Here is a 22,656-nt window from a genome sequence, read left to right as displayed (position 1 = left end):
CGGCCGAGCCGTTCGTCGCCGAGGGCGCCACCGCCGCCGCCACCGGTGCCGAGGTCGCCCGCACGGCGCGCCTGGTGTCGGTGACGGTGCTGGACGACGCCCAGGTGCGTGACGTCGTCGACGGACCCGAGGGGATCCTGCGCACCGCCGCACCGGGGACCGTGATCGCGGTCCACTCCACCATCGCCGACTCGACGGCTGTTGAGCTGGCCGAGGTGTGTGCGGCCGCCGGGGTCCACCTGGTGGACGCGCCGGTGTCGGGTGGCGCCCAGGGGGCGGAATCGGGTCAGCTCGCCGTGATGGTCGGTGCGCCGCGCGAGGTCTACGAGGCGTGCAAGCCGGTGTTCGCGCTGTGGGCGGGCATGCCCGTGCACGCCGGGGAGGTGGGTGCGGGCACGCGGATGAAGCTGGCCCGCAACCTCCTGCACTTCATCTCGTTCACCGCCACCGGCGAGGCCTCCCGGCTGGCCGAGGCCGCGGGCATCGACATCGCCAAGCTGGGCCGGGTGGTCCGCCACACCGACGCCATCACCGGCGGCGCCGGGGCCGTGATGCTGCGGGACACCACCGCACCGGTCGCCGCCGACGACTTCTGGCACGGCGTGTTCACCCACGTCCGCGGCCTGGGCGAGAAGGACCTGTCCCTCGCCCTGGGCCTGGCCGACCGGCTGGGCGTGGACCTGCCCCTGGGCACCATCGCGCTACGCGACCTGGGCACCGGGTTCGGTGTCGGGCCGGGTGAGCTCGCCCGCCGCGCGGACGTCCGCGCGTCCGACGGCGTGTCCGGCGATGCGGGCGGGACCGGACGAGACCACGACGACGACGAGGAGAACCGATGAGCGACGCCGCTGACGCCGGGATGAGCCCGGAGCGCGAGCACGGTCTGGCCATGATGACCGAGGTGTACGGCTTCGAGATGTCCGACGGGCCGGGTGATTATTTCGCCGAGACCGCGGACCACCTGTTCGGCAGGATCTGGTCCCGCCCGGGCCTGAGTCACCGCGATCGCCGGTTGCTGCTCCTGGGGGCGCTGACGGCCCAGGGCAACACCGACATCGCGGACATCCAGGTGGGGGCGGCGTTGGGGAACGACGAGCTGACGCCCGAGGAACTGGAGGAGATCGTGGTGTTCCTCTGCTACTACGCGGGCTGGCCCAACGGGACCAAACTCGGCAACGTGGTGGGCCCGCACGTGGCGCGTGCCCGCAAGGCCGCCCGCCGCGCCGAGAGCTGAGGGGCGGGCGCTAGGTTGAAACCCATGACCGCACCCGAGATCGAACCCGCGCTGCTCGCCGTAGCGCTCGCCGCCCCCGGCTTCATGCCGCTGGAGGAGGGCATCACCTTGTACGACATCGCCTGCGAGTTCCTGGGCGACGGTGTGGGCGTGGAGATCGGCACCTACTGCGGCCGCTCCACCGTGTTCCTCGGCGCGGCCGCCCGCGTGACCGGCGGCAGCATCGTCACCGTCGACCACCACCGCGGTTCCGAGGAGCACCAGCCCGGCTGGGAGTACCACGACACCTCGCTGGTGGACCCCCACACCGGCCGCCTGGAGACCCTGGGCTCGTTCCGCCACACCATGTGGGACGCCCGGCTCGACGACGTGGTGACCGCCGCGGTGGGCACGTCGACCCAGGTGGCCCGCGTCTGGGGCAAGCCCGCGTCGTTCGTCTTCATCGACGGAGGCCACTCCTCCGAGGCGGCGCAGGCCGACTATGAGGGCTGGGCACCATGGGTCGAGATCGGCGGGGCGCTGCTGATCCACGACGTGTTCCCGAACCCGGAGGACGGCGGCCGTCCCCCGTACGAGATCTATTGCCGCGCGCTCGAGTCGGGCCAGTTCACCGAGGTCCGGGCCGTGGACTCGCTGCGCGTGCTGCGCCGCGACTCCGGCGAGATCGGCGCGCCGATGCCCTGAGCCCCGCACGCCCTTTACCCGCACCTCCAAGGATCCGCTACCCGGAATTCGGATCCGCTGTTCCGATACGAGTAGCGGATCCCGATTCGGAGTAGCGGATTTCGTGGTTCGCGGAGAGCCGGGGCGGGGCAGCGGCGGGGTGGGTCACACCGCCCAGCGACCGCCGGCGCTCCACGGGTCGCCGGGTGAGGGCCGGCCGCGCCGTGAGTGCAGGAACCGCCCCACCACGGCTGCGCCCAGGTCGTCGACGTCCGGCGCCACCACCGTGCCGTCGACCCTCCGGGCCAGCGCGTCGAGGAAGCGGGACAGACCCGGGTCGTCGCCCAGCCGGAAGAAGGTCGTCTGCGCCCCGGTGCGGGCGACCCGGTCCAACTCGTCGACGGTGATCCGGATGGTGTCGGGGTCCGGCGGGTAGGCGAACCACGGCTCCCCGCCGCTGAGCAGGTGGGCGGTGGGTTCGCCGTCGGTGACGATGAGCAACACCGGCTGCATCGTCGGGTGCTCACGGAAGTACCGCCCGGCGAGCAGGAGCGCATGATGCAGGTTCGTGCCGGCCTCGTACTGCGCGTCCAGGGAGAGCAGGTCCTCCACTGTCCGGGTCTGGGCGAAGCGGCCGAACGAGATGAGCTGCAGCCGGTCCTGCCGGAAACGGGTGCTCACCAGGTGGTGGAGGGCCAGGGCCGTACGCTTCATCGGGACCCACCGCCCCTCCATGGCCATGGAGAACGACGTGTCCACCAGCAACGCCACGGCGGCCTGGGTCCGCGCTTCGGTCTCCCTGACCTCGATGTCCTCGGGCAGGAGCCGGATCCCCGCACCCGTCTCGCCCCCCTCCGCGGCGATCCGGGAGATCGCATTGCCCACGGTCCTGGGCACGTCCCAGGACTCGACGTCACCGAACTCCCAGGCCCGGCTCGACCCCGTCTGCTCCCCCGCGGCCCCCGACAGCCTGGTCTCGCGCGCACCGGTCCGGCCGGACAACCGCTGCGCGGCGTCGCGGAGCAGTGACCTCCCGAGTTTGCGCAGCGCGGCCGGGGAGAGTCGGAGGTCCCCGTCCGGTCGGCGACTGAGGTAGCCGGACTCACGCATCTGCTGTTCGAGCCGCGACAGCGTCTGCACGGACACCGCCGCCTCGCGACCGAGATGGCGGGCCACCGCCTCCAGGTCGAGTTCGGACAGCGGGGACCTGTCGCTCCGGGAGAGCTGTTCGGCCAGCCGGTCGAGGTCCCCGAGTTCGGCCATGGCCGCGGTCCCCTCGGACATCCCCAACCCCTCGGAGCCCTCGAAGTCCTCCGAGCCGTCCCAGTCCTCGCCCGGACGCAGGGACTGCAGCAGCCCGTCCAACCGGCCCAGCTGCTCCATCAACTCGGGCGAACCGAACGCCTGCTGCGACAGGGCCATGAGCTCCTCCCGCTGCTCCGGCGTCATCGAGCGCATCATCCGCTGGGCCGCGGCCGCCCGCGCGGCGAGGGTGTCGATCAACTCCTCGACGTCCTTCGGCTGCTCCGGGAACGCGTCGGAGTGCTTGTCCATGAACTCCCGGAAGTCCTCGGGGGTGTCCTCTCCGCGGGCGTGCTTGTCGAGCAGTTCGGTCAGGTCCGACAGCATCTCCGACACCGCCGCCCGGTCGGCGTCGGTCGCGTTCTCCAGCGCCTGTTTCATCCCGGCGAATCGGGCGTCGAGCACCTCGGCGCCCATGAGGTCCTGGATGCGGCGGTACGCCTCGCGGGCGTCGGACGAGGCCCAGTCGTAGTCCTTGAGTTCCCCGACCGCGGCGGCCGGCGAGTCGGGCAGGTTCTCGATGGTCATCTCCCGCAGGGTGCGGTCCATCGGATCCATGGCGGTGTCGCGGGCGAGCTGTCCCCGCTCGGCGAGCAGCGCCTCGTCGAGCAGCCGGGAGACCTCCTCGAGGGTGCCGCCCAGGTGGTTCCGCTGCAGCAGATCGCGACGTCGACGCTGGATGCGTCCGGCCAGCTCGTCGAGGCCCGTCTGGTCGCGGCCGCCGGTGCGGAGGAACTCCCGCATGGACTGCTCCGGGGAGTACCCGGCCATGACGCCCTCGGAGACCGCGTCGAGCGCCTCGGACAGGTCGAGCGGGGGCGCGAGCGGGTCCGGCCCGCCGATGTAGCGCCCGTAGCGGGCGCGGGGCTCTGGTCGCGACATCGCGCACCTCCTGCTCCGGCGGCGCTCGGTAGCCGCCGATGGTGTCAGCCGTAGACGGCGGCGCCGTCCCCGGTCTCCTTGGACAGACGCCGTGAGAGGTAGAGCCCCTCCAGCGCCAGTTCGATCCCGCCGGCCCGCTGGCCGACGTTGGACGCCCCGACCCTGTCGGCGATCTCGTCGTAGAGCCCAGGTTCGGACAGCTCGGGCAGGGCGGCGAGGAATTCGGCGGCGGTGACGCTCGCGCCGGTCGTGAGGGTCACCGACCCGTCGAACGCGTCGACCAGCGGGGTCATGTCGATCCCCCGGAACAGTCCGCGGACGACGTCCACCGTGGCGATGCGCAGCAGGTACCGCAGGATCTCGGTCTCGCGCCCCTCCTCGCCGGGCTCGAACTCGATCTTGCCGCGCAGGACCTCGACGGCGGCGTCCACGTCGACGAGCCGTGCCACGGACTCACCCGGGTCGTCGGCACCCCGCACGGCCGCCCGCCGTCGGGCCGCCGCCGCGACGGTCTCCGCGCCGGCGATGGCGAAGCGGGCGGAGACGCCGGAGGCCTGGTTGATCGAGTCGGAGGTGCGCAGCTCGCGCGTGAACCGGGCGAGCAGTTCCATCAGCGGATCCGGCACCTCGGCGGTCAGCTCGGCTTCCTGCCGCACGACCTCGATCTCGTCGGCCAGGTCTAGCGGGTAGTGGGTGCGGATCTCGGCGCCGAACCGGTCCTTGAGCGGAGTGATGATCCGTCCGCGGTTGGTGTAGTCCTCCGGGTTGGCCGAGGCCACCACCAGCACGTCCAGGGGCAGGCGCAGGACGTAGCCGCGGATCTGGACGTCCCGCTCCTCCATGACGTTGAGCAACGCCACCTGGATCCGCTCGGCCAGGTCGGGCAGCTCGTTGAGGGCCACGATCCCGCGGTTCGCGCGCGGCACCAACCCGTAGTGGATGGTCTCCGGGTCACCCAGTCGGCGGCCCTCGGCCACCCTCATGGGATCCACGTCGCCGATCATGTCGGCGACGGAGGTGTCCGGGGTGGACAGCTTCTCCACGTAGCGCTCGTCACGGTGGCGCCACTGCACGGGCAGCGCATCGCCCTCACGGGCGATCCGCTCGCGCGTGGGTCCGGTGATCGGCGCGAGCGGGTCCTCGCCCAACTCGGACCCGGCCACGACGGGCGACCACTCGTCCAGCAACCCGACGAGCGTGCGAAGCAGACGGGTCTTGCCCTGCCCCCGTTCGCCGAGGAGGACGATGTCGTGGCCGGCGATGATCGCCCGCTCGACCTGAGGGATCACCGTCGTGTCGAAGCCGTGCATGCCGGGCCACGGATCGCGTCCGGCGGCCAGGGCCGCGAGCAGGTTCTCGCGCAGCTCCTCCCGGAGGGTGCGGCTGGTGTATCCGGCGGCGCGCAGCTCGCCGAGAGTCTTGACGTTCGGCTTATCGCTCACACCGCCCACCGTAGCCCTGCGATGCCACTTCCGCTTCCGGCATAGGGTGGGCACCATGCGTGCAGTGCTGACCCTCGTCCTCAACATCATCTGGCTGCTGACCGCGGGCATCTGGCTGTTCCTCGGCTACGTGCTGGCCGGGATCCTCGCCTGCATCCTCATCATCACGATCCCGTTCGGGGTCGCGAGTTTCCGGATCGCCGCCTACGTGCTGTGGCCGTTCGGCCGGGAGGTCGTCGACCGGGGCCGTCCCGGCGGGGTGAGCACGGTCGCCAACGTCATCTGGTTCCTGGTGGCCGGACTGTGGCTGGCGATCGGCCACGTCGCCACCGCCGTAGCGCAGGCGGTGACGATCATCGGCCTGCCCCTGGCGTGGGCCAATCTCAAGCTCATCCCGGTCACGTGCTTCCCGTTCGGCAAGGAGATCGTCCGCTCCGACCGGGCGGCGATGGTGCCGGTCGCCACCCGCTGACCGCCCGGTCGCCACCAGCTGAACGCGCACCCCCGCACCGCGGCCGGGCCGGGTCAGTCCTCGAGCGTCGGCTGGTGGTGGCTGGCGATCGACACCCGGTTGAAGGCGTTGATCAGCACGATCGTCCACTCGAGCGCCGAGAGCTGCTCGTCGGAGAAGTGGTCGGCGGCGGCTGCGATCGCGGCGGCACGTTCCTCGGCGTCGTCCAGCCGGGTCAGCGTCTCGGCCAGTCGTAGTGCCGCCCTCTCCGGGTCACCGAAGGCGTCGATCTCCCGCCACGCGGGCAGCAGGTCGAGCCGGTCCTGGGAGACCCCGGCCTTGCGGGCCGCCGGCACGTGGGTGGCCAGGCAGGCCGCGCAGCCGTTGAGCTGCGAGACGCGCACGTTGACCAGTTCGAGCAGCGACTCCTCCAGCCCGGCCTCGCCGGAGGCCTCCCGCGAGGCGACGGCGGTGCGGACGAACCGCTTGTAGACCTCGCGCTGGGTGCGGTCCAACTGCGGAACCCCCATGTCAGCCCTCCCCGCCGAATCGCGCCCGGTCGGCGTCCGTGGCCTCCCGGTACGCGCCGGCGAACTCGTCCGCGTTCTTGCCGAGGAAACCCTCCACCATCGAGCACACCGGCACGATGGTGATCCCCTCCTCGCGCGTGGCCTCCACCGCGCCGCGCACGAGTGCGGTGCCGATGCCCCGGCCACCGAACTGCTCGTCGACCACGGTGTGGTGGAAGACGCGCTCGCCGGCGTGGTCGCGGAAGTCGGCGTGGCCGGCGACCTCGCCGGAGGCGTCCCGGACCTCGAACGCCTCGGTGGAGTCGGCTCGGTCCACGGTCACGGTCGCGCCGGTCTTGTCGGTGTACTCGGTCATCTGCGGTGTCCTCTCACATCGGGGTCGACTGCGCGCGCGGGTCCGGGTTGACCCGCGGTTTGAGGGTGGTGGTGGGCAGGGTGGGCGCGGGCAGCCGGGTCAGCCCCCGCGGGTCGTGGCCGATGTAGCCGTCCACGCGTCCGAAGCGCTCCGATCCGGCCTCCCACTGCTCGCGGTAGCCCGCGATCTCGTCGTGGGTCCGGCCGATGAAGTTCCACCACATGATGATGTCCTCCTCGAACGGGGTGCCACCGATGAGGACCGCCCGCCCGGCGGTGGTGCCGGTGTTGCGGATCGTCAGGGTGGTCTCGCCGACGCCGGTGTACGCGAGGTGGCTGACCTCGACGTCGACGCCCTCGAGGGTCAGATCACCGGAGTCGACGAGCAGCCCGTGCTCGAAGGCCGGGTCGACGTCCAGTCGCAGTTCGCCGCCGGGGTCGAGCCGGAGCTCCGCGGCGACGAGGGGGGTGTAGGTGGTGACCGACGACGACGAGCCCAGCAGGGACCCCATGAAGACCCGCGCCGATCCGCCGGCGAATCCGACGGGGTCGGGCACGTGGTGGTCGAACCTGCGGCCGCTGCTCTCGCGGTGTTCCTCGGGTAGCACGGTCCACAGCTGCACGCCGTGCAGGACGGTGGTGTCCTGGGTCGAGACCTCGGTGTGGCAGATGCCGGAGCCGGAGGTCATGAGGTTGACCTCCCCCGGGCGCACCACCGCATGGTTGTCCCCGGAGTCGTGATGGGTGACGCTGCCCTCGAAGAGCCAGCTCACGGTCTGCAGGCCGGTGTGCGGGTGCGAGGGCACGTCCATGCCGCCGGTGGCCGAGACCTCATCCGGTCCGTAGTGGTCGACGAAGCAGAAGGCGCCGATGAGCGAACGCTGGCGCTGCGGCAGCGTCCGGCGGACCGTCATCGCCCGCGGCCCGCCCAGGGGCACCTCGCGGGAGGTGATGATCTCCACGACGGCCCCGCCGGGCTGCGCTTCTGCCGAACGGGGCCCGCCCGGCGCACCGCCGGCCTCGCACTCGATCTCGGGCGGGTCGGGGTCGAGGTTGCTCATTCGACGACCTCGCTCATCTCGGCCCGGGCGTCGACGGCCTCGCGGCGCAGCTCCAGCTTCTTGGCGTTGATCTTCCCGCCCAGCGCCAGGACGAGCGCCTTGTCCACGACCGCCACCGGCAGGTGGTCGAGGAGACGTCGGCCGAGGTCCCATCGCACGGCGTAGCGGCGGCGGGGGCGCGCGGTGGTACCGGCGGTCCACACCGCCTCGGCGAGGACGGACGGGTCGGTGGCCTTGTCGTCCTCGCCGGCGGCCATCTCCCCCATCACCGCGGCCATCGCGGCGAACGGCGAACCGGGGGCGGTCGATTCCTGGAAGCGTCGCCGGATCGAGGCGGTCATCCCGGTGCGGAACGGACCCGGTTGGACGAGCACGACGTCCAGGCCGAGGAACATCAGCTCGCGCCGCAGCGCGTCACCGTAGGCCTCGATCGCGTGCTTGCTCATGGCGTAGGCGCCGTTCATCGGCATGCCGTGCTGGGGGCCGGTCTCGGAGCTGATGAGCACCACCCTCCCGCGGGTCTCCCGGAGGAGGTCCCACAGGGCGTGGACGGTGCGCACGGTGCCCATGACGTTGACGTCCAGGACCTGCTGCACCCGGTCCGGATCGGTCTCGGCCAGCGGCCCGATCCCGAGGACGCCCGCGAACGTGACGAGCGCGTCGAGGCGGCCGTGCTCGCGTCGGACCCGGTCGGCCAGGGCGGTGAGCGAGGCGGAGTCGGTGACGTCGGCGGCGAGGGGCGTGATTCGGTCACCGCCGGGCGGCGCCTGGAGGTCGACGGCCACGACGTGCCAGCCCCGGGAGGCGTAGAGCGCGGTGGTGGCGGCCCCGAGGCCTCCCCCGGCTCCGGTGACGACGACGACGGGGGCGGCGGGCGCGCTGGTGTCCATACCCTGACGGTACCGGCGTGCGGAGTCCCGGTGGGGCTGTCCAGGTGGCCCCGCCCGCCTCAGACCAGGGCGTCGAGGCCGAGTTTGCCGGCGAGGCGGTCGATGTAGGCCAGGACCTCGTCCTCGGTCCGATCCGGGGTTCCGTAGACGAGCTCGTGGACGCCGAGCTCGCGGTAGGCGTCGATCTTCTCGTGATCCGGTTTCCCGTCGAGGACCACGATGTAGGGCTCGCCCTCCCGACCTGCCTCGGCCCACAGTTCCCGCAGCGTCCGTACGCTGCCGGCGATGTCCTGGGAGATCGGGGTGGTCATCCAGCCGTCGGCGCTGCGGCAGATCCACCTGAGGTTCTTCTCGGTGCCGGCCGCTCCCACGAGGGTGAGCGGGCCGGGAGTGCGGGCGGTCTTGGGCCAGGCCCAGCTGGGACCGAAGTCCACGAACTCACCGTGGTACTCGGCCTCGTCGTGCGTCCACAGCTCCCGCATGGCCTCGAGGTACTCGCGGAGCATGGTGCGCCGACGCTTCGGCGGCACGTTGTGGTCGGCCATCTCGTCCAGATTCCAGCCGTACCCCACGCCGAGCACGGTGCGCCCGTCGGAGAGGTGGTCGACCGACGCGATGGTCTTGGCCAACGTGACGGGGTCGCTCTCCACCGGGATGGACACGGCGGTCCCGAGACGGATGGTCGACGTGACCGCCGCGGCGGCGCCGAGGGCGACCCACGGGTCCAGGGTCCGGCTGTACCGCTCATCGGGGAGCTCGGCGCCGCCGGTGCCCGGGTGCGCGGCCTCGCGCCGCACCGGGATGTGCGTGTGCTCGGGAACGTAGAACGCGGAGAACCCGGCCCGCTCGGCGGCCACGGCGGCCGTGGTCGGCCGGATGCCCCGGTCACTGGTGAACAGGGTCAGTCCGAATTCCATGCGTTCTCCCTCGTGCGCAGCGTCGACCCGCCGCCCGACACCTGATCAGACAGGTGTCCAGCGGCGGTGTCGCCACAGACTAGCGCACGACTGCGGCGGGTGGGCAGACCTCGCCCGCCACGCAGTCGGCCGGATCCCCCGGCTGGGACTGCAGACGCTGCATGGTGTGGTGCGAGACGTAGCGGAAGATCTCGTTGCCCGGGGTGGTGCGAGATAGGGCGTCCGCCGCCAGCAACATGACGGCCGCGGTCCATGTGCTCAGCTCGACCGGCCACCGCTTGCCGTCGGCGAAGACGAGTCCGGTCCAGTAGGAGCCGTCGGTGTCCCGCAGGTGCTGCATGTTGGTGAACTGCGCGAGCGCCTGCTCGTGTCGCCCGGCCGCCTCCAGGGCGAGGACCAGCTCGCACGTCTCGGCCCCGGTGACCCACGGCCGGTGGTCGACGCAGCGGATGCCCAGGCCGTCAACCACGAAGTCGTCCCACCGGGAGTCGAGCCGCGCCTGTGCCTGGTCCCCCACCATCACACCGGCCAGGACCGGGTAGTACCAGTCCATGGAGAACTCGTCCTTGGGTGTGAAGAGCTCGGGGTGGGCGCGCAGCGCATGGCCCAACCGGTCGGCGGCGGCGTCCCAGTCCGGCGCGCTCCCGCCGAGCTCCTCGGCGATCGCGACGCCGCAGCGCAGCGCGTGGTGGATGCTGGACGAGCCGGTGACCAGCGCTTCCTCGCAGAAGCCCTCGGGACCGGCGCCCCACCACATCTGCCCCTCGGGCCCCTGGAACGTCAACACCAGGTCGAGTGCCCGGCGCACCGTCGGCCACATCGACTCGAGGAAGCCGGGCCTGCCGCTCACCAGGTGGTGGTGCCACACGCCCACCGCGACGTACGCGCAGAAGTTGGAGTCGATGTCACCGTCGGCGACGTGGTCGTCCTGCCACTTCATCGGCCACGACCCGTCGCCCCGCTGGGTGTCCCGGAGGAACCCGTACGCCCTCTCGGCGGCCTCCCACTGACCCGCGACGGACAGGCCCATCGCCGATTCCACGTGATCCCAGGGGTCGGTGTGACCGCCGGTGAACCACGGGATCTCACCGTTGGGTTTCTGGACGGAGGCGAGCCACTCGCCGGTGGCGCGGACCGCGTCGGCGTCGAGGACCCCGGGCACGGCGGGGACCGGACGTTGGCTGGTGACTCCGGTGTTGGGCGTCTGCACGGACGATCAGGCCTCCACGGGCTTACGCAGGTAGAACACGATGGACTTGCCCATCACCGGGTTGAGCACCTTCTCGGCGGTGCGGGTGATCCAGGGCCCCTTCATCAGGTCCCATACGAGCAGCCTGTGGTACGCCTTCGGCAACGGGTGGTCGTCGTTCTCCGTGCCCACCGCGCACTTGAGCCACCAGTACGGGGCGTGCAGCGCGTGGGCAAACCCGGTGCCGGTGACCTCCAGGCCCGCCGCGCGGAGTTTGAACCCCAACTCCTCGGCGGTGTAGATCCGGCAGTGCCCACCCGGGTTGGAGTGGTAGGCGTCGGACAGCTTCCAGCAGAGCTTCTCCGGCCACTCACGCGGCACGGTCACCGCGGCGACGCCGCCCGGCTTGAGGATCCGCACCAGTTCGGCGATGGCCTTGGTGTCCTCCGGGACGTGCTCGAGCACCTCGGAGATGAGCACCAGATCGAAGGTCGCGTCCTCGTACGGCATGTTGAGCGCGTCCCCGGTGACGGCCTCCCCCTTCGAGGTGGGCAGCCCCTCGCCCTCGGCCTCCATGGCGGCGAGCATGTCGGAGACCTGCTGCATCTCGTCGGCGTTCTGGTCGAACGCCGTGACGTCCGCGCCACGCCGGTAGAGTTCGAAGGTGTGACGACCGAGGCCGGCCCCCACGTCGATGGCTCGCATACCGGGGGTGACCCCGAGACGGTCGAAATCAGCGGTCAGCATGTGGCGTCCTCCTGCTCACGGATGGTGTACTCACCGGACTCCGGGAGCACCTCGGGCACGTCGTCGGTGACGTGCTCGTCGATCTCGGTCTGATCCGGCCCGAGGACCGGCCCGGCCGTCAGGTCCGGCAGCGCGTCGCCGCGGACCCGGGCGATCGCCGCCTCGTAGACCTCGACGGTCCGGCGGGCGACGGCGGCCCAGCTGTAACGCTCCATGACTCGTGCACGGCCGCCCTGAGAGAGGCGTTGCCGCTCGGCCGGGTCGGACAGCAGCGCGCTGATCTCACGGGCCAGCGCGTCGACGTCGCCCGGCTCGACCAGGCGGGCCGCCGAGTCGTCCGTGCCGACTACCTCCGGCAGCGCGCCGGCACGCGTCGCGACGAGAGCGCAGCCGCTGGACATGGCCTCCACCGCCGGCAGGGAGAAACCCTCGTACATGCTCGGAACGACCGCGATCTCGGCCGACCCGACGAGATCGGCGAGCTCGTCGTCGTCGACCCCGGACACCAGGTCCACCGCGTCCCGCAGGCCCAGCTTGTCGAGCAGCCTCGCGGCCTCACCCTTGCGCTTGAGCTTGGACACCAGCGTCAGGCGCACGCCCGGATGCTCTTCGCGGACCCTGGCCAGCGCGCGCAACAGGACCGGCACCCCCTTGAGCGGCTGATCGGCACTGGCCACGCAGACCAGGCGGCCGGGCTCGCGCACGCGACGATGGTGGAACCGGTCGGTGTCCACGCCCAGCGGGATCGTGACGATGCGGTCCGGGTCCACGCCGAAGTCGGTGGCGATGTCATCGGCGGAGTTGCTGGAGACCGTGATGATCTCCTGCAGCTTGCGGGAGACCCGCATCTGCATGCCCAGGAACCCGAACCAGCGCCACGTGGTGATCTTCTTGCGCAGCGGGGCCTCCTTCATGGCCAGCGCGCGATCCCGCGTGATGGGGTGGTGCACCGTGGCCACGACGGGGAAACCCGCCTTCTCCAGGTCCAGCAGGCCGGATCCCAGGCACTGGTTGTCGTGCACCACGTCGAAGTCGTCCAGACGTTCCCGGAGCGTGCGCGCGGCCCGCATGCTGAACGTCCGCGGCTCCGGGAACCCGGCGGTCCACATGGTGACCACCTCGAGCACGTCGATGAGGTCCCGGATCTCGCGGGGGCGCGGCGTGCGGAACGGGTTCGCGTCGTTGTACAGGTCCAGGCTCGGCACCTCGGTCAGCGTCGGCCCCGGGTCCAGCTCGGGATACGGCTGACCGGAGAACACCTCGACCGTGTGGCCGAGTGCCGCCAACTCGCGGCTGAGGTGACGGACGTAGACGCCCTGGCCCCCGCCGTGTGGCTTGCTCCGGTACGAGAGCAGCGCGATCCGCACGGTCGATCGCCTCCTTCATGGTCGTCGGCCCGCCGTCGGCGAGTGTCGCGGGCCGCGACGGGCACATCGGGAAAGTCTAGAACACGTTCGCCCCGGTCCCACACACGGCCGGACGAACGCACCGGACCCCCGGCGCGAGAGGCGCTCGGGGGTCCGGTGTCGGTGTCACTCCACGGTCGGTTAGTCGCCGTGGGGCCTGCTCAGTAGCCCAGGTCGTCCAGGCGGACCGAGGCGCCGGTGGCGTCCCCGAACCCGTCCTCGGGACCGTAGAAACCATCGCCGTAGTCCGGGATGGAGTACGCGGCGGCGCGGGCCTCCTCGGTGGGCTCGACCGTCGAGTTCCGGTAGCGGTTGATACCGGTACCCGCCGGGATGAGCTTACCGATGATGACGTTCTCCTTGAGGCCCACGAGTTTGTCCGACCGCTTGTTGATGGCGGCGTCGGTGAGCACGCGGGTGGTCTCCTGGAAGGAGGCAGCCGAGAGCCACGAGTCCGTGGCCAGCGAGGCCTTGGTGATGCCCATGAGGACCGGACGCGCCGAGGCCGGCGAGCCGCCCTCGGTGAGCACGCGGCGGTTCTCCGCCGTGAGCTCGGCACGCTCCACGAGCGCACCGGGCAGGAACTCGGTGCTGTTCGAGTCGTTGATCGCGACTCGACGCATCATCTGACGGACGATGACCTCGAGGTGCTTGTCGTGGATCGACACACCCTGCGCACGGTAGACCTTCTGCACCTCGTCGACGAGGAACTTCTGGACACCGTTGGGGCCGAGGATGGCCAGCACCTCGTGCGGATCGGCCGGGCCCTCGAGGAGGGCCTGCCCGCGCTCGAGGTGATCGCCGTCCGCGATCGGGCGGGAGGAGCCGTCCTCCAGCTCGATATGGGCCAGGCCTTGGCGCTTCGACAGCTTCTCGTAGACGATCTCGTCCGCACCGTTGTCCGGCACGATCGTGATCGTGTAGAAGCGCTCCTCCTCCTCGAGACGGATCCGGCCCGCCTCCTCGGCGATCGGCGCCTTGCCCTTCGGAACACGAGCCTCGAAGAGCTCCTGCACGCGCGGGAGACCGCCGGTGATGTCGTCACCGACGCCACCCTGGTGGAAGGTACGCATCGTCAGCTGGGTGCCCGGCTCACCGATCGACTGGGCGGCGACGATGCCGACGGCCTCGCCGATGTCCACCAGGAGACCGGTGGCCATCGAGCGGCCGTAGCAGGTCGCACAGACGCCGGTACCGGTGGTGCAGGTGAGGACCGACCGGACCTTGACCTTCTCGATGCCGGCGACGATCAGCGCCTCGATGTTCGGGTCACCGAGGTCGGTGCCCGCGGCGACGATCACGTTGCCGTCGGCGTCGAGCGCGTCCTCCGCGAGCGTCCGGGCGAACGTCGAGGTCTCGACGTGCTCGTCGCGCTCGAGGGACCCGGTCGGGCTGCCGTGGACGTCCATCACCGGGCGGGCGATGGTCGTCTCGACACCCTTCGACGTCCCACAGTCGGTCTCGCGCACGATGACGTCCTGCGAGACGTCGACGAGACGACGGGTGAGGTAACCCGAGTCGGCGGTACGCAGGGCGGTGTCGGCCAGACCCTTACGGGCGCCGTGCGTGTTCATGAAGTACTCGAGCACGGTCAGGCCCTCGCGGAACGAGGACTTGATCGGCTGCGGGATGAACTCGCCGTTCGGACGCGTCACCAGACCCTTCATGCCCGCGAGCGAGCGGATCTGGGTCATGTTGCCCGCCGCGCCCGACTTCACGATCGTCGGGATCGGGTTGGAGTCCGGGTAGTTCTCCTCCATGGCCTGACCGATCTCGTCGGTGGCCTCCTGCCAGAGCTTGACCAGGTCCGACTTGCGCTCCTCGTCGGTGATCTTGCCGAGGTCGTACTGCGACTCCAGGCGCGCGGCCTTCGCGTCGTACGAGGCGAGGATCTCCTTTTTGGCCGGCGGGACCAGCACGTCGGACATGGCGATGGTGACACCCGAGCGGGTGGCCCAGTAGAAACCGGTGTCCTTGAGCTTGTCCACCGTCTGCGCCACGACGATCATCGGGTAGCGCTCGGCCAGGTCGTTGATGATGACGGCCTGACGCTTCTTGGGCATCTGCTCGTTGACGAACGGGTAGTCCGCCGGGAGCAGTTCGTTGAACATCACGCGACCGAGGGTGGTCACGGTCAGCCACTCCTGGCCCTGCGTCCAGCCCTCGGGGAACTGCTCGGCCTCGACGTCGGCCGACGGACGCTGGTGCGTCAGTCGGACCTGGATCGGGGCGTGGATGTCCAGCACGCCGAGGTCGACGGCCATGATGGCCTCCGACGGCGTCGAGTACACGCCCACGGCGGGGGTGTCCTCGGAGGCCGGGACGTACGAGCCGGTCGCACCCTCGTCCAGACGGGTGAGGTAGTACAGGCCGGTCACCATGTCCAGACGCGGCATGGCGAGCGGACGACCCGACGCCGGCGACAGGATGTTGTTCGAGGCGAGCATGAGGATGCGCGCCTCGGCCTGCGCCTCCGCGGACAGCGGGAGGTGCACGGCCATCTGGTCACCGTCGAAGTCGGCGTTGAAGGCCTCACACACGAGCGGGTGCAGCTGGATGGCCTTGCCCTCGACGAGCTGCGGCTCGAACGCCTGGATGCCGAGGCGGTGCAGCGTGGGCGCACGGTTGAGCATCACCGGGTGTTCGGCGATGACCTCTTCGAGCACGTCCCACACCTGGTCGCGCTGACGCTCGACCATGCGCTTGGCGGACTTGATGTTCTGCGCGTGGTTGAGGTCCACCAGACGCTTCATGACGAAGGGCTTGAACAGCTCGAGCGCCATCAGCTTGGGCAGACCACACTGGTGCAGCTGCAGCTGTGGGCCCACGACGATCACGGAACGACCGGAGTAGTCGACGCGCTTGCCGAGCAGGTTCTGACGGAACCGGCCCTGCTTGCCCTTGAGCAGATCCGAGAGCGACTTGAGCGGGCGGTTGCCCGGGCCCGTGACGGGCCGGCCACGCCGGCCGTTGTCGAACAGCGCGTCGACGGACTCCTGCAGCATCCGCTTCTCGTTGTTGACGATGATCTCGGGGGCGCCGAGATCCATCAGCCGCTTGAGACGGTTGTTGCGGTTGATCACACGACGGTAGAGGTCGTTGAGGTCCGAGGTGGCGAAGCGGCCACCGTCGAGCTGGACCATCGGACGCAGCTCCGGTGGGATCACCGGGACGGCCCCGAGGACCATCGCGGCCGGGTGGTTGCCCGACTGCAGGAACGCGGAGACGACCTTGAGGCGCTTCAGGGCGCGGATCTTCTTCTGACCCTTGCCGTTGCGGATGATCTCCCGCAGCGACTCGGCCTCGGCGGCCAGGTCGAAGTTCAGCAGCAGCGCCTGGATCGCCTCGGCGCCCATGCCGCCCTCGAAGTACTCGCCGAAGCGGTCCTCGAGCTCGCGGTAGATGCCCTCGTCGACGATGATCTGGTTGACGTCGAGCTTGGTGAAGGTGGTCCAGATCTCGTCGAGACGGTCCAGCTCGCGCTGGGCCGACTCGCGGATCTTCTTCATCTCCTTCTCGCCGCCGTCCTTCACCTTGCGGCGCTGGTCGGCCTTGGCACCCTCGGCCTCGAGCTCGGCGAGATCGGCTTCGAGCTTCCGCGCGCGGGCCTCGATGTCGGAGTCCCGCTCGTCCTCGATGATCTTGCGCTCCTCGAGGACCTGGGCCTCGAGGGTGCTGAGCTCGTTGTGACGCAGCTCGGTGTCGACGCCGGTGATGACGTAGGCGGCGAAGTAGATGATCTTGTCGAGGTCCTTGGGCGCCAGGTCCAGCAGGTAACCCAGGCGCGACGGGACGCCCTTGAAGTACCAGATGTGGGTGACGGGCGCGGCCAGCTCGATGTGGCCCATGCGCTCGCGGCGGACCTTGGCACGGGTCACCTCGACGCCGCAGCGCTCACAGATGATCCCCTTGAAGCGCACGCGCTTGTACTTGCCGCAGTAGCACTCCCAGTCCCGGGTGGGGCCGAAGATCTTCTCGCAGAACAGGCCCTCCTTCTCCGGCTTGAGGGTGCGGTAGTTGATGGTCTCCGGCTTCTTGACCTCGCCGTAGGACCAGTTACGGATGTCCTCGGCCGTCGCGAGGCTGATGACCAGCTCGTCGAAGTAGTTGACGTCCTGCACGTAGGCGTCCTTTCCCGGGTGGGATGATGGCGGGCCCTCGCGGGGTGGGGCCGGGGGCCCGCCGTGGTGGAACTGAATTCTTCGGGTGCGGGGCGGGCGACAGGGCTGCCGCCCGCCCGCCTACTTACTGCGCCAGCTCGTCGGCCGCCGAGGACTCGTCGCGCGAGAGGTTGATCCCCAGGTTCGCGGCGGTGCGGTCGAGATCGTCGTCGTCGCCCTCACCCAGGGAGACGGCCTGGCCGTCGCTGGAGAGCACCTCCACGTTGAGGCACAGCGACTGCAGCTCCTTGAGAAGCACCTTGAAGGACTCCGGGATACCCGGCTCCGGGATGTTCTCGCCCTTGACGATCGCCTCGTAGACCTTCACGCGGCCCACGACGTCGTCGGACTTGATCGTCAGCAGCTCCTGCAGCGTGTACGCCGCGCCGTAGGCCTGCATCGCCCAGCACTCCATCTCACCGAATCGCTGGCCACCGAACTGGGCCTTACCGCCGAGCGGCTGCTGGGTGATCATCGAGTACGGACCGGTCGAACGCGCGTGGATCTTGTCATCCACGAGGTGGTGCAACTTGAGGATGTACATGTAGCCCACGGACACCGGGTACGGGAAGGGCTCGCCGGAGCGACCGTCGAAGAGGGTCGCCTTGCCGTCGGCCTGCACCATGCGCTCGCCGTCACGGTTCGGCAGGGTGCAGCCGAGCAGACCGGTGATCTCCGTGTCCGCCGCGCCGTCGAAGACGGGCGTGGCCGTGTTGGTGCCGGCCTCGACGCTGTGGATCTCCTCCGGCAGCTTGGTCGCCCAGTCGGGCAGGGAGCCGTCCGCCTCACGCGGGACCTCCCAGCCGGCCTTGGCCAGCCAGCCGAGGTGGGTCTCCATGATCTGACCGATGTTCATACGACGCGGGACGCCGTGTGTGTTGAGGATGATGTCCACCGGCGTGCCGTCGGGCATGAACGGCATGTCCTCGGCGGGGAGGATCTTACCGATGACGCCCTTGTTGCCGTGGCGGCCGGCGAGCTTGTCGCCGTCCTGGATCTTGCGCTTCTGCGCGACGTAGACGCGCACCAGCTCGTTGACACCGGGGGGCAGATCGTCGTCGTCGTCCCGCGAGAAGACGCGGACGCCGATGACCTTGCCGGACTCACCGTGGGGCACCTTGAGCGAGGTGTCGCGCACCTCGCGCGCCTTCTCACCGAAGATGGCGCGCAGCAGGCGCTCCTCCGGGGTCAGCTCGGTCTCACCCTTCGGCGTGACCTTGCCGACGAGGACGTCACCGTCACGGACCTCGGCGCCGATGCGCACGATGCCGCGGTCGTCGAGGTCCGCCAGGACCTCGTCGGAGACGTTGGGGATGTCCCGCGTGATCTCCTCGGCGCCCAGCTTGGTGTCGCGGGCGTCGATCTCGTGCTCCTCGATGTGGATGGACGTGAGCACGTCCTCCTCCACCAGGCGCTGCGAGAGGATGATCGCGTCCTCGTAGTTGTGGCCCTCCCACGGCATGATCGCGACGAGCAGGTTCTTGCCCAGCGCCATCTCGCCGTTCTCGGTGCAGGGGCCGTCGGCCAGGACCTGGCCGACCTCGACGCGGTCACCCTCGTCGACGATCGGACGCTGGTTGGAGCAGGTGCCCTGGTTCGAGCGCGCGAACTTCGACAGGCGGTAGGTCTGACGCCCGCCGTCGTCGTCCATCACGGTGATGAAGTCGGCCGAGACCTCCTCCACCATGCCCGGGGCGGTGTTGACGACCACGTCGCCGGCGTCCACGGCCGCGCGCAGCTCCATGCCGGTGCCGACGAGCGGCGCCTCGGAACGCACGAGCGGCACGGACTGCCGCTGCATGTTCGCGCCCATCAGGGCACGGTTGGCGTCGTCGTGCTCGAGGAACGGGATCATCGCGGTGGCCACGGAGACCATCTGTCGCGGCGAGACGTCCATGTAGTCGACATCGCCCGGCTCGACCATCTCGACATCACCGTGCTTCTTGCGCACGAGGATGCGGTCCTCGACGAAGCGGCCGTCGGCGTCGATCTCCGAGTTGGCCTGCGCGACGACGTAGCGGTCCTCCTCGTCGGCGGTGAGGTAGTCCACCTGATCGGTGACGACGCCCTCGTAGACGCGGCGGTACGGGGTCTCGATGAAGCCGAACGGGTTGACCCGCGCGTACACCGAGAGCGAACCGATCAGACCGATGTTCGGACCCTCGGGGGTCTCGATCGGGCACATGCGGCCGTAGTGCGAGGCGTGCACGTCACGGACCTCGAGCCCGGCGCGCTCACGCGACAGACCACCGGGGCCCAGCGCGGACAGACGACGCTTGTGGGTCAGACCCGACAACGGGTTGTTCTGGTCCATGAACTGCGACATCTGGGAGGTTCCGAAGAACTCCTTGAGCGCCGCCGTGATGGGCCGGATGTTGATGAGCGACTGCGGGGTGATCGCCTCGGAGTCCTGCGTGGTCATGCGCTCGCGGACGACACGCTCCATGCGGGACAGGCCGACGCGGACCTGGTTCTGGATGAGCTCACCGACGGTACGCAGACGACGGTTGCCGAAGTGGTCGATGTCGTCGACCTCGACCGGCACCTCGCGGCCACCCTCCACCTGCATCGAGTCGTCGCCCGCGTGGAGGCGCACGAGGTACTCGATGGTGGCGGCGATGTCCTCGCGGGTGAGCGTCGTGGTGGCGTCACCCTCGGGGTCGGGCAGACCGAGCTTGCGGTTGACCTTGTAACGACCGACGCGGGCCAGGTCGTAGCGCTTCTCCTTGAAGAACAGGTTCTCCAGGAGCGCCTCCGCGGACTCGCGGGTCGGCGGCTCGCCCGGGCGCAGCTTGCGGTAGATCTCGAGCAGGGCCTGGTCGGTGTCCTCGACCGTGTCCTTCTCGAGCGTGGACATCATGATCTCGGAGAAGCCGTAACGCTCCTTGATCTCGGTGGTCGTCCACCCGAGGGCCTTGAGCAGGACGGTGACCGACTGGCGACGCTTGCGGTCGATGCGGACGCCGACGGTGTCGCGCTTGTCGACGTCGAACTCGAGCCACGCGCCACGCGACGGGATGACCTTGACGGAGTGGACGTCCCTCTCCGTGGACTTGTCACGCGAGCGATCGAAGTACACGCCCGGCGACCGGACGAGCTGGGAGACGACGACCCGCTCGGTGCCGTTGATGATGAACGTGCCCTTGTCGGTCATCATGGGGAAATCACCCATGAAGACCGTCTGGGACTTGATCTCACCGGTCTCGGTGTTCTCGAACTCGGCCGTGACGAACAGGGGCGCCTCGTAGGTGCGATCCTTTTCGCGGCAGTCCTCGAGGGACGCCTTGACCTCTTCGAAGTAGGGCTCCGAGAACGAGAGCGACATCGATCCGGAGAAGTCCTCGATCGGGGAGATCTCCTTGAGGATGGACTCCAGGCCTCCCTCGAGGTTCGTGGTACCGCGCGAGGCGGCCCTCTCTTGCCACTCCTCCGAGCCGATGAACCACTCGAACGACTCCGTCTGGAGGTCGAGCAGCCCCGGGACCGGCAACGGCTCGGAGAGTTTCGCGAACGAAACCCTCCGGGGCGCACCGGGAACGGTGGAGACTGACGTGGTCTGGCGGGAGACTGCCAAGATGGGTCCTTCCAGCACCTCACGTGATCACCACGGGCGGTGACCACAGATGTATCTGCGAGCGGTCCGCCGACGGGTATCCACCCAGGTCCGCCGCGATATCGAGGGCTCGGAAAGCACCCGGCGGAACCGGGAGTGAGCCGTCACGGACGGACGGGAGGGCAAATAGCAGCCAGCGCAACGACCTAATCTAGCGGAAGGCGGCGACAAAGTCCAGCCTTCAACGGAGTGTCCCCCGGAGGCTGGTCACATGCGTGGTGCGGCGTCCGTCTCTGCGCTGGTTGCCCTCGTGGCTCTCGCCTCATCGGCCCCCGGTCGGGACGTCGCACCCGGACCGTGTCGCACTCAACCTCTACGGCACTCGCCCGATGCCCCTAAAGGGTGACGGGTGAAAGCACTTTCGTCAAGGATCTGGCACGGTCGGTTGCCGGATCGGTTCCCGACCAGTCCTCGTCAGGAGGGCAGATCCGGGATCCTCGACAGTTTCCACACGCCGTCGATCTTGTCCAGACCGACGAGATAGGTGCCGCTGGTACTTCCCGCAGCCGCGCCGTCCCTGGTCATCGACACATCCTGGACCAGCAACACCTCGGCCTTGTCGCCCTGCAGGTAGGCGAGACCGGCCTCGCGGACCTCTGCGTCGACGCTCGTCGCGGACTGCTCATAGCTCTCGCGCAGCGCGGGCCAGTTCTCGTCCAGCTCGTTCACGAGCTTCGGGGTGAGGAACTCTCCCAGCGAATCGTGGTACTCGTCGAGGGTCTCGTGGTCGATCGCCACGAGCCGCTGGACGTTGGTCGTCGCAGCCGAGAGGACCTCCTCGGTGGCCTCCCGGTCAACGAACGCCCTGTTGTCCACGTCGACCCCGGGTTCCGTCGCCAGGAACGCCCCGATGGCCCCGGCGGCCAGCCCCGTCGCGATGGCGGAGTACGCGATCGTGCGACCACCGGGCCGACGGCCGGCACGCCGTTCCCCGCGACCCGCCCCGGTTCCGTCGCCGCCCACCTCGTCGTCTCGTGCGTCCCACGACGTGGGGTCCGTGGCGGTCCCGCCCTCGGGTCGGGTCTGTCCGGCGTGTCCGGCCAGCCGCCTACGGGGCGCCGGATTGACCGACTTCTGGGTTCTCTTGATCGGTGGCATCAGCGACTGTCGTCCTTCGTCATCGTCCGGCGGAGGTGGTCGGCGCGGGGGTCGACTCCTCCTCGGTGGCCGGGTCGTCCTGTTCCTCCGGAGCGTCGAGCTCCTCCACGGACCGACCGGACTCGCCTACCGGGACCGTCACACCCACCTGGTTGACCGCGTCGGCCTTCCAGGTGCCGTCCTCTCGCGTCAGGTCCACGCGCATCGCCTGACGGCCTGTGATGTCGTCCTGGCCCTCCCGCTCGGAGTGGGCGGTGAACACCACGAGGACGGCCGCGTCGCCGGCCTCGAGATCCAGGGTCTCGACAGCGGTGTGCGAGACCGTCGCCGTGGTGACCGCCTTCTGCTCCACCACGCGCGTTCGCACATCGTCGGCCCACTGCTCCTGCTCGGCGAGGAACTCACCGGCCGAGGCCTCCGCCAACTGCTCGAGCGATTCGTCGACGTTCCGGTGGTCGAAACTGAAGGCGTTGATTATCACCTGCGCGGCGACGTCGGAGGCCGCCTCGCGCTCGGTCGCCACCTCCTGGGCCGCCCGCGCCTGGGTGTACCGCACCCCGAACACCACCAGCGTTGCCAGCCCCGCCACGAGGATACTCACCGCGAGGACCACCAGCCATCTCGGCACGGTCCCCGTCCCCCCGGGGCGGCGCGCATCCCCGTCCGTTACCTGCGAACCCATGGCGGCGACACTACCGGACCCACCGTCCGCCGAGT

The 22,656-nt window shown here is 69.8% G+C and carries 18 protein-coding genes; 4 read left to right on the top strand and 14 right to left on the bottom strand.

Annotated features, from left to right (window positions below; translation table 11 throughout):
* The 3 genes from G6023_RS05085 to G6023_RS05075 all read left to right on the top strand — a co-directional run.
* On the top strand, positions 1–839 hold an 839-nt coding region (locus tag G6023_RS05085; protein WP_241727690.1), incomplete at its 5' end, for an NAD(P)-dependent oxidoreductase.
* On the top strand, positions 836–1,234 hold the full coding sequence (locus G6023_RS05080; RefSeq protein ID WP_240341248.1) for a carboxymuconolactone decarboxylase family protein: 399 nt from the start codon (positions 836–838) through the stop codon (positions 1,232–1,234). The genes G6023_RS05085 and G6023_RS05080, both read left to right, overlap by 4 nt.
* A 24-nt stretch (positions 1,235–1,258) precedes the next feature.
* Positions 1,259–1,918, top strand: a complete 660-nt coding sequence (locus G6023_RS05075; protein WP_069389551.1) for a class I SAM-dependent methyltransferase — start codon at positions 1,259–1,261, stop codon at positions 1,916–1,918.
* Positions 1,919–2,062: 144 nt separating this feature from the next.
* On the opposite strand, the gene G6023_RS05070 is transcribed toward G6023_RS05075, so the two are convergent.
* On the bottom strand, positions 2,063–4,081 hold the full coding sequence (locus G6023_RS05070; protein ID WP_182634262.1) for a vWA domain-containing protein: 2,019 nt from the start codon (positions 4,079–4,081) through the stop codon (positions 2,063–2,065).
* A gap of 44 nt (positions 4,082–4,125) precedes the next feature.
* Positions 4,126–5,532 carry a sigma 54-interacting transcriptional regulator gene (locus G6023_RS05065; RefSeq protein ID WP_082923932.1) on the bottom strand — a complete coding sequence of 469 codons (1,407 nt, stop codon included), beginning with the start codon at positions 5,530–5,532 and terminating at the stop codon, positions 4,126–4,128.
* 46 nt (positions 5,533–5,578) lie between these two features.
* Here G6023_RS05065 and G6023_RS05060 point away from each other — a divergent pair, with 46 nt between their 5' ends.
* Positions 5,579–5,995 carry a YccF domain-containing protein gene (locus G6023_RS05060; protein WP_069389572.1) on the top strand — a complete coding sequence of 139 codons (417 nt, stop codon included), beginning with the start codon at positions 5,579–5,581 and terminating at the stop codon, positions 5,993–5,995.
* Between the two features lie 53 nt (positions 5,996–6,048).
* Here G6023_RS05060 and G6023_RS05055 read toward each other — a convergent pair whose 3' ends face one another.
* The 12 genes from G6023_RS05055 to G6023_RS05000 form a co-directional block, all read right to left on the bottom strand.
* On the bottom strand, positions 6,049–6,504 hold the full coding sequence (locus G6023_RS05055; RefSeq protein WP_067716774.1) for a carboxymuconolactone decarboxylase family protein: 456 nt from the start codon (positions 6,502–6,504) through the stop codon (positions 6,049–6,051).
* Position 6,505: 1 nt separating this feature from the next.
* Positions 6,506–6,859: a GNAT family N-acetyltransferase gene (locus G6023_RS05050; RefSeq protein WP_154830624.1), complete on the bottom strand. Its 354-nt coding sequence runs from the start codon at positions 6,857–6,859 to the stop codon at positions 6,506–6,508.
* A 13-nt stretch (positions 6,860–6,872) separates the two neighbouring features.
* Positions 6,873–7,919, bottom strand: coding sequence for a pirin family protein (locus tag G6023_RS05045; protein WP_182634261.1), 1,047 nt, complete (start codon positions 7,917–7,919; stop codon positions 6,873–6,875).
* Positions 7,916–8,809, bottom strand: a complete 894-nt coding sequence (locus G6023_RS05040) for an SDR family NAD(P)-dependent oxidoreductase (RefSeq protein WP_067716782.1) — start codon at positions 8,807–8,809, stop codon at positions 7,916–7,918. Before G6023_RS05040 ends, G6023_RS05045 begins: the two co-directional genes overlap by 4 nt.
* Positions 8,810–8,868: 59 nt before the next feature.
* Positions 8,869–9,726, bottom strand: coding sequence for an LLM class F420-dependent oxidoreductase (locus G6023_RS05035; protein ID WP_182634260.1), 858 nt, complete (start codon positions 9,724–9,726; stop codon positions 8,869–8,871).
* Positions 9,727–9,805: 79 nt separating this feature from the next.
* On the bottom strand, positions 9,806–10,936 hold the full coding sequence (locus G6023_RS05030) for a glycoside hydrolase family 15 protein (RefSeq protein ID WP_067716788.1): 1,131 nt from the start codon (positions 10,934–10,936) through the stop codon (positions 9,806–9,808).
* 6 nt (positions 10,937–10,942) lie between these two features.
* On the bottom strand, positions 10,943–11,662 hold the full coding sequence (locus G6023_RS05025) for a class I SAM-dependent methyltransferase (protein ID WP_182634259.1): 720 nt from the start codon (positions 11,660–11,662) through the stop codon (positions 10,943–10,945).
* Positions 11,656–13,029 carry a glycosyltransferase family 4 protein gene (locus G6023_RS05020; RefSeq protein ID WP_182634257.1) on the bottom strand — a complete coding sequence of 458 codons (1,374 nt, stop codon included), beginning with the start codon at positions 13,027–13,029 and terminating at the stop codon, positions 11,656–11,658. The genes G6023_RS05025 and G6023_RS05020 overlap by 7 nt, the downstream gene beginning before the upstream one ends.
* Positions 13,030–13,229: 200 nt before the next feature.
* Entirely contained in the window at positions 13,230–17,189 is a 3,960-nt protein-coding gene (locus tag G6023_RS05015) for a DNA-directed RNA polymerase subunit beta' (protein WP_096907033.1), read from the bottom strand.
* A 124-nt stretch (positions 17,190–17,313) separates the two neighbouring features.
* Positions 17,314–20,820: a DNA-directed RNA polymerase subunit beta gene (gene rpoB / locus G6023_RS05010; RefSeq protein ID WP_120284122.1), complete on the bottom strand. Its 3,507-nt coding sequence runs from the start codon at positions 20,818–20,820 to the stop codon at positions 17,314–17,316.
* 435 nt (positions 20,821–21,255) lie between these two features.
* The gene (locus tag G6023_RS05005) at positions 21,256–21,939 is read right to left on the bottom strand and encodes a hypothetical protein (protein WP_182634256.1); all 684 of its coding nucleotides are present in this window, start codon (positions 21,937–21,939) and stop codon (positions 21,256–21,258) included.
* A gap of 19 nt (positions 21,940–21,958) precedes the next feature.
* Positions 21,959–22,621: an Rv1363c family protein gene (locus G6023_RS05000; protein WP_063971933.1), complete on the bottom strand. Its 663-nt coding sequence runs from the start codon at positions 22,619–22,621 to the stop codon at positions 21,959–21,961.
* Positions 22,622–22,656 lie beyond the last annotated feature (35 nt).

Source organism: Dietzia sp. DQ11-71 (assembly GCF_014144995.1).
GTDB lineage: Bacteria > Actinomycetota > Actinomycetes > Mycobacteriales > Mycobacteriaceae > Dietzia > Dietzia kunjamensis.
This window is presented reverse-complemented; position numbering and strand designations above follow the sequence as displayed.

Bases quoted from the DNA above. Each gene is read 5' to 3' on its own strand.
- G6023_RS05070 (WP_182634262.1), bottom strand. From the start codon at position 4,081: ATGTCGCGACCAGAGCCCCGCGCCCGCTACGGGCGCTACATCGGCGGG.
- G6023_RS05055 (WP_067716774.1), bottom strand. From the start codon at position 6,504: ATGGGGGTTCCGCAGTTGGACCGCACCCAGCGCGAGGTCTACAAGCGG.
- G6023_RS05075 (WP_069389551.1), top strand. From the start codon at position 1,259: ATGACCGCACCCGAGATCGAACCCGCGCTGCTCGCCGTAGCGCTCGCC.
- G6023_RS05040 (WP_067716782.1), bottom strand. From the start codon at position 8,809: ATGGACACCAGCGCGCCCGCCGCCCCCGTCGTCGTCGTCACCGGAGCC.
- G6023_RS05025 (WP_182634259.1), bottom strand. From the start codon at position 11,662: ATGCTGACCGCTGATTTCGACCGTCTCGGGGTCACCCCCGGTATGCGA.
- G6023_RS05050 (WP_154830624.1), bottom strand. From the start codon at position 6,859: ATGACCGAGTACACCGACAAGACCGGCGCGACCGTGACCGTGGACCGA.
- G6023_RS05045 (WP_182634261.1), bottom strand. From the start codon at position 7,919: ATGAGCAACCTCGACCCCGACCCGCCCGAGATCGAGTGCGAGGCCGGC.
- G6023_RS05000 (WP_063971933.1), bottom strand. From the start codon at position 22,621: ATGGGTTCGCAGGTAACGGACGGGGATGCGCGCCGCCCCGGGGGGACG.
- G6023_RS05080 (WP_240341248.1), top strand. From the start codon at position 836: ATGAGCGACGCCGCTGACGCCGGGATGAGCCCGGAGCGCGAGCACGGT.
- G6023_RS05035 (WP_182634260.1), bottom strand. From the start codon at position 9,726: ATGGAATTCGGACTGACCCTGTTCACCAGTGACCGGGGCATCCGGCCG.
- G6023_RS05005 (WP_182634256.1), bottom strand. From the start codon at position 21,939: ATGCCACCGATCAAGAGAACCCAGAAGTCGGTCAATCCGGCGCCCCGT.
- G6023_RS05060 (WP_069389572.1), top strand. From the start codon at position 5,579: ATGCGTGCAGTGCTGACCCTCGTCCTCAACATCATCTGGCTGCTGACC.